Consider the following 12,734-nt stretch of genomic DNA (forward strand, 5'->3'; position numbering starts at 1 on the left):
TTTTTGATGAACTTGCTTGAGAATTTTTGACCAAGATCATTTTCCAAAACTATTATATAAGTTCCGGATTGTAATTCATGAACAGAAACCTTATTGTTTAAGGCATTATCTTTTTTGATCACTTTTCCGGAAATATCATAAATGGTAACCATTTTGATTTTTTCCGTTGAATTGGAATTATTGAAGTTAATGTAGTCTTCGGTAGGGTTCGGATATAGAGTGAAGTTACCTAAATTGTTTTCGGCAATTGTCAGCGTACTTCCTTCAATTACAGTTAATGCCTGATTAGATGACGGGTTGACAATAGTATCTACCACGCCTGACGGCCAACGAATAATAACTTGTGTGACTTGTGTTTCAGCTCCAATTCCGAAATGAGCATTTAAAGAACTCATGAACTGAAATCCTTCACCACTTCTGATATCTCTTATTTGTTTGCCCCACGCGCCATAGATTTCAACGCGTGCACCAATACCATTTCTGTTGCTCTGAACACCCTGAAGATTGACTTTTATCCAGTTGTTACCATTTGGAACGGCATAATTAATAGTGGTATTATTGACAATGTCAAGAAAGCCGTCATTGTTTAAATCACCAATAGATCCTACAGACAAACCAGGGTAATTGCTTGCAGCAAATACATTGTTTCCTTGGTTGAAGAAGATTTTGTTTCCACCTCCCATAATGTCTACTTTTCCATCATTGTTAAAATCATATGCAATATAATCACGGCTCAATGAAGTGTCAGACCCGAATCCTGCACTGGCTGTGATGTTCACGAACGGTTCTTCAACACTATTAGAGGTATTCAGTTCATTTCTGAAAAATTTATGGCCTGAACCACCATTTGCTCCAACAAAAATATCCATATCGCCATCATTGTCATAATCGGCTACTGCTGAAGACCATGATTGGACTGGTGTTGAATTAATTTGAGCAATTGCTGAAATATCCGTAAAGACACCATTTCCGTCATTTCTGTGTAATTCGCATGGAGGGCCGGAACATTTCGAAATGAACATGTCTACATCTCCGTCGTTGTCATAATCGGTCCAAATTGAAGCGTAATTTCCGCCAGATGAAAGCACTCCTAAATTATACGATCCAGTGGTGATCCCACATTGATAGTGCGTAAAATTGTTGGATCCGTTATTAAGATAGTAAACATTCGGAGCAACATCGTGACATGAAAAGGCATCCAGATTCCCGTCGTTATTTATGTCAATAAAATTTGTACGTTGACAGAAGATATAATCTGAAGGATTGATATTGGTATAGGCAGTTCCGGCACTGTTTGATTGCCAAAAAGTAAGGCCACTCCCGCTTCCTAAAACCAAATCGTTGCGTCCGTCTTTGTTATAATCACCGGCTGCAATACTCCATGACGGCATGTCACTGGTTCCTGTAATTGCGAAATTTGAAATTGAAAAATTCCCCGGTGTAGTTTGAAAATGGACTTTTAGATTGTTTGCACTCACACCAACAATATCATCTTTATAATCGCCATTCATATCTACCGTACAAATATTATACGTGCTGTTTATAGTTGAAACGGTTTGCGGAGAATACGAAATCGGCGGCGGCGGCGGCGGAACATAAGTGTTTTCAGTCAACTGAAAAGTAAAGCCATTAGGGGTCCATCGGTTATCCCAGGCGATGTAATATGTGGTACCGGCGTTTGCTACAAACGTTTTTACTGATGAGTAGTTTAATCCGGAGTCATCGTCACCGGATACACAAGTAAGCGTTCCACAGTTCCCGGTATAAACGTGAAATCGTGTGTCTACCCTAGGTGAATTGGCTGCAATATCAGTAGTAATGGTTACATTGTACGTAGTTGAAGGGGTGTAGATGTACCATTCCCCCAAAGTTCCTGCATTTCCACCTGTACAAAGTGGGTTTGGAGCTTGAGTTCCGTTTACCACACCAACAACATGTGTTCCTGCAGAGATTGTCAGAGCGGTACTGCAACTGTCTTGTCCGTAAAAGCACCAATTAATGCCTAATAGCAAAAAAATAGAAGTAATTTTTTTCATGTTTTGTCATTTTGGTTAGTTAAGAAGATTTTATTTATTGGCAAGGGCCTAAAGAATTGATCCATTGTTCCATCAACGCAACACCTTCAGTATGAATGAGCGTTCTTCCGTGCAACGGCATTCTGTAGGTCTCATCGGTTGTGTTGATTCTGTAATAAAGCATGGATTTGCTAACATTTCCCGGGGCAACAATTTTGGCTAAAGTAGAAGGGAGGTCCTGCATATCCTGTGTACTTACACAAACGCCCATGTTGGTATTGCCGGAAGCTCCTCCTGTTTGATTGTAAGCAAATCGCATTGGTCTGTAATCGCAATGCCTGTCATCTGTATGACAGTGTGCACAATTAATATCGACATACGATCTTGCTCTTAAATCAATCGGTAGAGAAGTGTCTTCGTAATTCACAGTGGAATTGGCGGCGCTTGGTAATGTGAAATTGCTTTCCAAATACCCGGTTTCAATCCATTTGGTTAATTGATTTTTTGTTTCAGTATTGTAATTGTAATTGAAATTCAAATTTTGTGGTTTAATACCAATCGGAATGTAAACAGTTTGTTCCTCATTGTTAATCATCTCTTTCTTTTTATGGCAAGTGATGCATTGGACTTCCGACGGAATTCTATAAGTCACGCTTTTAGTTTCGCCATTTTCAATCCAGGTTATGTCCTGGTAACTGCCATCTAAATCAAAAAAGGCTTCAGTTTGTTCTTCATTCCATACATAATTAGCGAAAATCCATCCTGTCGACTTTTTAATCATGATTCGGGTTTCAATAATTTTAGTCGTATTGTTTGGCTGAATGTTTTCGTAATAAAAGCTTTTGATTATAGCCGCACCAACGGGTAATTCTAAAACTTTTCCATCGCCATTGTAGGTAGCTTTTGTTCCATCAGGCATCCACACAAATCTTTTTTTATGTGCATAATCGCTAAATAGTGAACTTGCCGGTTTGTAAGGTAAAACCTTGTAGGAAGGAGTGAGATTTTTTAAATCTCCTTCAAAAAACTTATAATCCGATAATTTGGGATAAGGAACTTGGGTCAGATCCATGCTCACGGGAGATATCGGTGTGTAGTCCGATTCCTCATCCGAATTACAGGCAATCAGGAAAATTACTGTCAATAACGATAATAAACCAAGGGCTTTTAGTAGGTATTTTTGTTGCATAAATTGTATGTATTTAAAACATATTTTTTCAAATATATAATAAATATATTTTTTTTACACAAAATTGTTAATTTTTTATCAACTTTTTACTTTTAGCCTAACATTGTAATTTTGTAGGCTTTTTAGTGCCCCTTCTGAAGAATAGTCAAAGGTTTCGTCAGTAATCTGGTGTTCTTTTTTGCTGTTTGAGCGTCTTAATGCATCGTAAAAACGGCGCACTTCTTCAAGGTTCGATAAAATTAATCCGGGTACCGGCACAGAGTTTCCGTTTTCGTCTTTAGCCACCATGGTGAAATAAGACGAATTACAGTGTTTTACTTTTCCGGTCTTGATGTTTTGCGACGTCACCCGAATTCCGACAACCATGGAAGTTCTGCCTACATAATTTACAGATGATTTCAATGTAACGAGTTCACCGACTTCAATCGGATTTAAAAAATCGACAGTGTCCACGGAAGCCGTTACGCAATATTTATCAGAGTATTTTGAAGCACAGGCAAATGCAATCTGATCCATTAATGATAAAATATATCCACCATGAATCTTTCCACTAAAATTGGAGTGGGAAGGTAACATCAATTGTGACAGCGTAATTTTAGAATCACTTACCTTTTTGAATTTTTCCATTTGATTATCTCCTTAAATGCGGAGTTTCCTCCTGTTGTACATTGGTTACAAAATAAGTTGTGTCGCCCCACCACGGAAACGTTTTATAGCGTTCTACGTAGGTTATTTTTACATATTTCCCCTGATAGGTCTGTAAATCCTCAATTACTTTTGTGTCTTTGTCCAAAACAGAAAAAGCGAATATTTGTGCCCCGGAAATACCTTGGCTGATTTCGCCTTCCCATGTTTTCATGATGACACCTTTTCTGCTTATTTTAATAAGTTCGCCGGCTCTCACACCTTCGCTGAAAGGAATGTAATAGACGAAGGCGAAATAACCCGCTGCAATTAGTAAGAAAGCCGTGATTCCGTACAAAATGAATTTTCTCATGATAGCTTAATTTTCGATGTTTTGTTCTTTTTCAAGAGCGCTCACCAATAGGTTTTCAGGTAATGCCTTCTTGGCTTTGGCTCCCATTTTTTTGAGTTTTTCAACACTTGTAACCAGATTGCCTTTTCCCTCAACGAGTTTGTTCATGGCATTTCCGTATTCCGTTTTGGCTTCGTCCATTTTCTTGCCAATCTTAATCAGATCGTTTACGAAACCATCAAATTTGTCATATAAAGCTCCGGCCTGACGGGCAATTTCATAGGCATTCTCCTGTTGTTTCTGATTGGTCCACATACTGTCAATGGTGCGTAGCGTAGCCAAAAGGGTAGACGGGGTCACAATTACGATATTCTTTTCGAAAGCTTTGTTGTACAGTGAATTGTCTTCGTTTAAAGCTAATGCAAATGCCGGTTCCATAGGGATAAACAGCAATACGAAATCCGGACTTTCTATCTGGTATAAATCCTGATAATTTTTACTGCTTAATTGTTCGACATGACGTTTGATGGAAGCAACGTGTTCTTTCAGGAAAGAGGATTTTTCGCTTTCCTCTTCTTCATTAATGTAACGTTCGTAAGCGGTTAGCGATACTTTGGAATCGACAATCATTTTCTTACCATCAGGAAGGTTGATCACTACATCCGGCAGAACCCTGGAACCGCCTTCCGTAACAAAACTTTGCTGTATATCGTATTCCCTTCCTTTTTCCAATCCTGATTTTTCGAGTACGCGTTCTAAAATCAGCTCACCCCAATTTCCCTGCATCTTACTGTCGCCTTTTAATGCCTTGGTAAGGTTTAGCGTTTCTTTGCTCATTTGCTCGTTCGTTTCACGCAAATCTAAAATCTGTTGGCGTAATGCGGCATGATAGTCGATGCTTTCTTTGTGGGTGTCTTCTACCTTCTTTTCAAATAGCTGGATCTTGTCCTGAAGCGGTGAGAGAATGTTTTTAAGATTTTCCTTGTTTTGCTCTGTAAACCTGTTTGTTTTTTCTTCCAGTATTTTGTTCGCCAGATTTTCAAATTCTTTGGTGAATTTTTCCTGAAGCCGGTTCACTTCTTCCTTTTGTTCTTTATTGCGCTCCCAAAGGTTATCAAAATCAACTTCTTTTTTTGATAACTGAATGGCAAGTGCATCTTTTTCCGTGCGGATGTTTTCTTTTTCAGCATTTAACTGCTGCAATTGTTTTTCGAAGTTGTTGCGTTCGTTCCGGAATTGCTCTTTTGCCTGTTCAATCTGGGAAAGCAAACCATTAATTCGTTCCTCCAATCCCGATTTTTCCGATTGGGATTTAGCTGAAAACAAAACCTTTCCAATGAAAAAACCAATTCCCAAGGCGAAACAAAATAAGGCTGCTATTAAAAGGCTTTGTGACATGGTTTTATGATTTTTCCGTTATGTAAAATTAGAGAAAAATGAAATGTATTTTCGGATGAATTACAATAATGGAACCGCTATTGGTAAAAAAAAGTATGTTGTTTTGTTGTTGTCGTGTAATTTGAGGATTCCTTCTTTGAAACCGTTTTTAATATTTGGGAAGATTAGATGCTTTGTTTTTTTTGGTTAATGCAATCAGAAGCGAGATATAGGCACAGTACACAAAAAATAACCTTATCCAGCTTAAAATCAGCCACTTTTGTCCTCTTCTTTGCCATTCCTCGGGAGAAATCATGTCTGATAAGTTGCTTTGTGAGAATTCAATTATTTCGGGGTAGAAATAATATGCGGTTACAACCATTATCAATATGTAAATAGCAATTGTGGTGAAAATATATTTACGCCTTTCCGTAATTTTCCAGTTTAACAGGAATGTAATCGCGGTTGAAAATATAATCAGCGGATGAATGATTATCCAAAAATTATCTTCCTTAAAACCGTATTTTTCGTTAATCAAGTTTGTTGATTCAGGAAGATGTGAAAGATAATTAGGGAGAAATACAATGTGTGAATAAGTCAGGCTACCCGCAATTATTCCCCAAATCAGGATGGTTATCAATAAGGAAATCTGTCTTGCGTTCTTCATTTGAATTCTCGTATGGATTAGCGCCGTAATTTAGTAAAAATATTACACGCTTCAATTTTCAAAATGAGATTCAATGCAGAACAGTGGTTATTTTTTTACAAACTTCTTTGTTTGTGTTTGGTTTTCAGTGCTAATCTGCAGTAAATAAATTCCTGCTTTCAGTTCATGTATGTCTATTTCAGCTGTCATTCCGGATATTTCTTTAATTTTCTTTCCGGTAATATCCAACAGGGCTATAGTTTCAATTAAGAGGCTTTCGGGATTTAACAGCATAATTTTATCGGATGCAGGATTAGGATAAAGGTTAAAACCAAAGTTCTCCGGAAAACTTTCAGAACTCAAATTGGCACAATCAACATTGGTAGGGGTGTTTCTGTGCAGATTTGAGCCAATACCCAGCCTTCCGTCGGTATTATAACCGCAGGAAAGGATATTTTTATTACCGTTAATAAAAACACTGTGTTGGTATGAAATTGATACATCAATCCAATTTGTTGCTGCTCCAATCTGAATAGGGCCGAGAGTGTTGCTATTGGAGCCATTGCCCAATTGCCCAAAATTGTTATATCCCCAACCCCATAAGGTTCCGTCTGTCTTTATAGCCATGGAATGATAGCCTCCGGCACTAACGTTGAACCAATCAGTGTCAGTACCAATTTGTGTGGGAACAGTTCTGTCGTTTTGGGTGTCATCTCCTAATTGCCCATAGGCGTTCCATCCCCAAGCCCACAAAGTCCCATTTTCCTTTATTGCGATAGTGTGTAAATAGCCTTCGGATATTTTTGCCCAATTAGTGGCGGTGCCAATTTGTGTTGGTATAATTCGACTGTTAAAAGTTCCGTCGCCTAATTTACCGTAAGCGTTGTCGCCCCAAGCCCAAAGGGTTCCGTTTGTTTTTATAGCGAATGAATTGTTCATTCCGGCACAGATATATTCCCAATCATTATCTGGTCCTATTTGAACTGGTTGATTTTTACTGATTGTTGTTCCATCACCCAAACTGCCATAAGCGTTATTTCCCCATGCCCATAAAGTGCCATCTGTTTTTAATGCCAGATTGTGGCTTCCTCCGCCTGAAACCATTTTCCAGTTGGTGTCTGTATTTATCTGGATGGGAACTGCTGAAGGCGTGTCGCTTCCATTGCCTAACTGACCGGAATCATTGGATCCCCATAACCATAACGTGTTATCGGTTTTTAATGCAATCATATGATTATAACCGGAAGAGATCGCTTTCCAATTAGTTGCGTTTGTTATTAGAACAGGAGCATTTTTGTTTGTATACGTTCCGTCACCCAATTGTCCCTGACCATTATATCCCCACGTCCAAAGGGTACCATCGCTTTTAATGGCTGCTGATTGACCGTTTTTTACCGAAATAGAGGTCCAGCATTGGGCATTGATTGTAGTTGCTGTTTGTAAGGATAATACTAATAGTAATAAATTTTTCATAGACTTAATTTATTATGTTAATCACCTTGAAATTATTCTTTGGAAAAATGCAATAAGTGGTTGTTTTTCTTTTGTAAATTGATTGTTTTTGCGGCTTTGTCTTGTTAATTTAATTAAAACAAGGTTAGAGCTTTGGTTTTTTTAAAAAAAATAGTTTATCGGTTAAAAAAATCTGTGTATGATTAGTTTGGTGAATATAATTTGTTGTTTTACAGTGTTTTATTTCTAAAAAAAATGTATCTTTGGTAAACGGTTTTTGATTTGTTGTTCGGATTTGTTCGTCTGTAAAAAGAGGGCATTTTCGGTTCGGAGAAGCGAAAAAATATCTTCGGAAGTCATTGCGACTTAAATAGTTGAATAATATTTACACTAGTGATAGTGAGAAGTTATTGACTATAGTTAATAAGGTAACAGTAAATCAAATACTGTAAGAAGAGGTCTGTAAAAGGCCTCTTTTTTTATGCGAAATCTATTCCTCAAATTTTTCATACGAAATTTGATGGAGTAAAGACAATCAACTTGTTTTTCCACCACTATTTTCTGATTTTGAAATTGTTGACAACTTTTTATGTTAATATTTTGATCTACAGTGCTTTATGTTGATTTAAATTGTATATTTGATATACGGTTTTTGATTTGTTATTCAAAGAAGTCCATCCGTGAAAAGAGGGCAGATTTGCGTGATCGTTTACACTAGTATAGTTAGAGGGTAATAGTAAATCAAATACTGTAAGGAGGTCTGTAAAAAGACCTCTTTTTTTTGTTTTTTAATGAGCTAATCAAAAGTGACATTTGTTTTTATAAAAGAATTCGTAATTTTAACGTAATTAAATCAGTATGAAAGTCTACGTTAAAAATATGGTCTGCCACCGTTGCATATTGGCAGTAGAAACAATTCTCGACAACCTCAATCTGAATTTCAAAGGTGTTATTTTAGGCGAAATCGAATTTCAGGATCCTTTAGACGGTGTTAATAAGGCAAAATTATCACACGAGCTTCAGTCTGTTGGTTTTGAGCTTATCGATGATAAGAAAAATCAGTTAATCGAGCGGATTAAGAGCAGCATCATTACGCATATCCACCATGATAAAGAACTTATCAAAATAAATTTATCCGATTTTCTGGCTTCCGAATTGGGTTACGAATATAATTACCTGAGTAATTTGTTTTCCGAAGTGGAAGGAACTACCATCGAAAAATATGTCATCCTCCAAAAAATAGAAAAGGTAAAGGAACTCATTGTTTACGATGAACTTTCATTAAAAGAAATTGCCAGCCAATTAGGGTACAGCAGTGTGGCTTATCTCAGCAATCAGTTTAAAAAAGTAACTGGATTGACACCTTCTCATTTCAAATCAATCGGACTGCAAAAACGGGTTCCGCTCGACCATCTGTAAATATTACAAGTCGTTGTGAAAATCCTGTAATACTTTATTTTATTGTCTGACGGAACTTTGTATCATCAAATAATAATAAGTATGGAAACCAATCATAAAATAACAGTAATTCCGCTGGAAGATGTTCACAGCGAACACTGTGCTCTTATCGTAGATGATGCTTTGGGTAAAACAGAAGGTGTTTTGTCTCACAAAGTGGAACTCAACAATAATCAGGCGAAAATAGTAACCGATTCGAAGGATTTTAAATTAGGACAACTTGTTCAGAATATACGCGATTTAGGATATAATGTTCCGACATTAAAAAAGACTTTCCCGGTGGAAGGAATGACTTGCGCTTCCTGTGCCGTAAGTGTGGAGAGCTTGCTTTCATTTGAAGAAGGCGTCGTTACTTCTGCGGTAAATTACGCCAATGCAACAGCCATAGTCGAATATGTGCCCGGAATCGCAAAATTGGAAAATTTCAAAAAAGCGGTTCAGAGTATCGGCTACGATTTGACTATTGCCGAATCGGAAAATCAGGAAGCCGAAATAGAAAATCGTCATAAAAATCAATTTGCAATTTTAAAAAAACGAACGATTTCTGCAGCTTTATTTACATTACCAGTTTTCGTTATTGGGATGTTTTTTATGGATTGGCCTTTTGCAAATTTAGTTATGTGGGTATTTTCCACTCCGGTTTTGTTTTGGTTCGGGAAAAGTTTCTTTATCAATGCCTGGAAACAAGCCAGACATCGAAAAGCAAATATGGATACCCTGGTGGCTTTAAGTACGGGTATTGCTTATCTTTTCAGTGTATTTAATACGTTGAACCCGGAATTCTGGCACAGCCGCGGTTTACACGCTCACGTATATTTTGAAGCAGCAACGGTAGTGATCACGTTTATTCTTTTGGGAAAAGTGCTGGAAGAACGTGCCAAAGGAAATACCGCATCAGCCATAAAAAAACTAATGGGACTTCAACCTAAAACTGTCATCCGATTAAGCAAAGACGGTCAACAGGAAGAAGTAAAAATAAGCGATGTTATTCCGGGTGATGTACTTTTGGCAAAGCCCGGTGAGAAAATAGCAGTCGATGGAAAAGTACTTTCCGGAACTTCATTCGTAGACGAAAGCATGATTTCCGGAGAACCTGTGCCTGTAGTTAAAAATATAGCGGATACTGTTTTTGCAGGAACCATTAATCAAAAAGGAAGTTTTAAATACAAGGCCGAAAAAGTAGGAACGGAAACATTGCTTGCACAAATCATTCAGATGGTCCAAAATGCCCAGGGAAGCAAGGCTCCGGTACAAAAACTGGTGGATAAAATAGCGGCAATTTTTGTCCCGGTGGTTTTGGTTATTTCTTTGATAACGTTATTAGTGTGGGTTGTTTTGGGAGGTGAGAACGGATTGACACACGGTCTTCTGGCTATGGTTACGGTTCTGGTAATCGCCTGTCCGTGTGCTTTGGGATTGGCAACACCAACGGCCATTATGGTGGGTGTGGGTAAAGGAGCCGAAAAAGGAATCCTGATTAAAGACGCTGAAAGTCTGGAACTGGCACAAAAGATCGACACAATTATTTTTGATAAAACCGGAACACTCACCGAGGGTAAACCGGCTGTAGTCGACTCACTTTGGACGGGAGAAAACCAAAGCTATGTTGCAATTCTACATGCAATCGAGTCGCAATCAGAACATCCTTTAGCGGATGCCGTCGTTTCAAAGTATCAGGGTGTTGTACCGAAAGCTGTCTCCGATTTTGAAAGCATCACTGGTGCCGGAGTCAAAGCAAAGGTTGAAGGGAAAATTTATTTTGTGGGAAATAAACAATTCGCAATCCAAAATAACATTTCGATCGACAGCTATTTTGTAGAATTTATTAAACGGAATTCCGAATCGGCGCATACCTTATTGTATTTTTTTAATGCAGAAAAACTTCTGGCTGTTATAGCCGTTGCCGATAAAATAAAAGCGACTTCTGCCGATGCGGTGACACAACTCAAAAATCAGGGATTAGAAGTGGTTATGCTTACCGGTGATAATGAGAATACGGCTGCATCAATAGCAAAAACCTTGGGACTGAACCAATATAAAGCGGAGGTTTTACCTGAAGACAAACTATCCTTTGTGAAAAAACTGCAATTGGAAGGAAGAATAGTCGCAATGGTAGGAGATGGTATCAATGACAGTGCAGCTTTGGCCCAGGCCAATGTTAGTATCGCGATGGGAAAAGGATCTGATATTGCAATGGATGTGGCTCATATGACCATCATTTCTTCGGATCTGCTTAAAGTGCCTCAAGCTATTATACTGTCAAGACAAACAGTAACGACAATAAAACAAAATCTGTTCTGGGCATTCATTTATAATATTATCGGAATTCCGATTGCAGCCGGACTTTTATATCCCATTAATGGTTTCTTGCTTAACCCGATGATTGCTGGTGCGGCGATGGCTTTAAGTTCGGTTAGTGTGGTAAGTAACAGTCTGCGTCTTAAGTTGAAAAAATAACTGTAAATGTTGTAAAACGTGGAAGAAAAAGTATAACAACTTCATTGGAGTATCTTCCGAAATTTGTAAGGAAATAATTAGTAACTTGTATACGATGAAAACAAAACAATTCAAAACCAATATAAACTGTTCCGGTTGTGTGGCAAAAGTCACTCCGTTCTTAAACCCACTATTAGGTGAAAACCGATGGGAAGTAGATACAACGGCTAAAGATAAAATTTTAACCGTATCCGCAGACAACCTCGATGAAAAAGCACTTTTGGAGCAAGTGAAGAATGCCGGATTTAAAATCGAATCACTAACACAAAACAAATAAATCATGAAAACATTTTTTTTAATTCTAATGGGTTGGGCAGGCTTACTGACGGCTCAGGCACAAGATAAGGAATGGAGTCAGCTGCTTAAAGATTACCTGAAACTCGAAGATGCTTTAGTGGAGTCAAACGCTGGCAACGCAAAAGAAGCTTTACTGCAAATGCAAAAGGATGTTCAGGATTTGCAACCTGTAACCGCCGGTAAAGCAGCACAACAGAAAGAACTGAAATTTATGGCAGCCTATTTCGATATCTACAGCAAGACGGAATCGTTGGAAGAAATGAGAACCGGATTTGGTAAGATATCAGGCTCCATGATAACTTTAGCAGATCAAAAAGTATTTGGTTCTGAAAAGTTGTATGTGTTGTATTGCCCAATGAAAAAAGTTACGTGGCTTGATGATTCCGATGCAGTCAAAAATCCGTTCTACGGAAAAGCGATGCTAACCTGTGGCAACGTTAAGAAAACGATCAACTAAATAAGGACTATGAAAAGGTTTTTCCTTTTGTTGTTTTTGACGTCTTTCTCTTTTATGGCAATAGGACAGAAAGTAAAACGGTACGATTTACATATTAAGGATACGTTGGTGAATTTCACGGGAAAAACCAAACCTGCTATAGCTATTAACGGACAGATTCCGGCTCCCACTTTGGAATTTACCGAAGGGGACATTGCCGAAATCCATGTTCACAATCATATGCACCACGAAACGTCTTTGCATTGGCACGGACTTATTCTTCCCAATGAAATGGATGGTGTTCCGTATTTAACAACAGCTCCTGTCAAACCTCACACCGAAGCAATTTATCGTTTTCCCATCGTTCAAAATGGAACCTATTGGTATCATTC

The 12,734-nt window shown here is 38.1% G+C and carries 12 protein-coding genes; 5 read left to right on the top strand and 7 right to left on the bottom strand.

What is annotated here, in order from left to right:
• The 7 genes from VLB74_RS00815 to VLB74_RS00845 all read right to left on the bottom strand — a co-directional run.
• The coding region (locus VLB74_RS00815; protein WP_325201571.1) for an FG-GAP-like repeat-containing protein at positions 1-2,036 on the bottom strand (2,036 nt) is incomplete at its 3' end.
• Positions 2,037-2,070: 34 nt separating this feature from the next.
• Positions 2,071-3,204 carry a hypothetical protein gene (locus tag VLB74_RS00820; RefSeq protein ID WP_325201572.1) on the bottom strand — a complete coding sequence of 378 codons (1,134 nt, stop codon included), beginning with the start codon at positions 3,202-3,204 and terminating at the stop codon, positions 2,071-2,073.
• A gap of 78 nt (positions 3,205-3,282) precedes the next feature.
• On the bottom strand, positions 3,283-3,831 hold the full coding sequence (locus VLB74_RS00825; RefSeq protein WP_325201573.1) for an acyl-CoA thioesterase: 549 nt from the start codon (positions 3,829-3,831) through the stop codon (positions 3,283-3,285).
• 4 nt (positions 3,832-3,835) lie between these two features.
• On the bottom strand, positions 3,836-4,201 hold the full coding sequence (locus VLB74_RS00830; protein ID WP_325201574.1) for a 6-phosphogluconate dehydrogenase: 366 nt from the start codon (positions 4,199-4,201) through the stop codon (positions 3,836-3,838).
• A 6-nt stretch (positions 4,202-4,207) separates the two neighbouring features.
• Positions 4,208-5,578 carry a DNA recombination protein RmuC gene (locus VLB74_RS00835; protein WP_325201575.1) on the bottom strand — a complete coding sequence of 457 codons (1,371 nt, stop codon included), beginning with the start codon at positions 5,576-5,578 and terminating at the stop codon, positions 4,208-4,210.
• 148 nt (positions 5,579-5,726) lie between these two features.
• On the bottom strand, positions 5,727-6,224 hold the full coding sequence (locus VLB74_RS00840; protein ID WP_325201576.1) for a hypothetical protein: 498 nt from the start codon (positions 6,222-6,224) through the stop codon (positions 5,727-5,729).
• A gap of 87 nt (positions 6,225-6,311) precedes the next feature.
• A complete protein-coding gene (locus VLB74_RS00845) occupies positions 6,312-7,676 on the bottom strand; it encodes an RCC1 domain-containing protein (RefSeq protein ID WP_325201577.1) in 1,365 nt (454 codons plus the stop codon).
• Between the two features lie 837 nt (positions 7,677-8,513).
• On the opposite strand from VLB74_RS00845, the gene VLB74_RS00850 reads away from it, so the two are divergent.
• From VLB74_RS00850 to VLB74_RS00870, 5 genes are all read left to right on the top strand, one after another.
• Positions 8,514-9,074, top strand: a complete 561-nt coding sequence (locus VLB74_RS00850; RefSeq protein ID WP_325201578.1) for a helix-turn-helix domain-containing protein — start codon at positions 8,514-8,516, stop codon at positions 9,072-9,074.
• A gap of 81 nt (positions 9,075-9,155) precedes the next feature.
• Positions 9,156-11,570: a heavy metal translocating P-type ATPase gene (locus VLB74_RS00855; protein ID WP_325201579.1), complete on the top strand. Its 2,415-nt coding sequence runs from the start codon at positions 9,156-9,158 to the stop codon at positions 11,568-11,570.
• A gap of 94 nt (positions 11,571-11,664) precedes the next feature.
• Positions 11,665-11,886, top strand: a complete 222-nt coding sequence (locus VLB74_RS00860) for a heavy-metal-associated domain-containing protein (protein ID WP_325201580.1) — start codon at positions 11,665-11,667, stop codon at positions 11,884-11,886.
• Positions 11,887-11,889: 3 nt separating this feature from the next.
• On the top strand, positions 11,890-12,363 hold the full coding sequence (locus VLB74_RS00865; protein ID WP_325201581.1) for a DUF3347 domain-containing protein: 474 nt from the start codon (positions 11,890-11,892) through the stop codon (positions 12,361-12,363).
• Between the two features lie 9 nt (positions 12,364-12,372).
• On the top strand, positions 12,373-12,734 hold a 362-nt coding region (locus VLB74_RS00870; RefSeq protein ID WP_325201582.1), incomplete at its 3' end, for a multicopper oxidase domain-containing protein.

It is taken from the genome of Flavobacterium sp., from assembly GCF_035456225.1.
In the GTDB taxonomy this organism is placed as follows: Bacteria; Bacteroidota; Bacteroidia; order Flavobacteriales; family Flavobacteriaceae; genus Flavobacterium.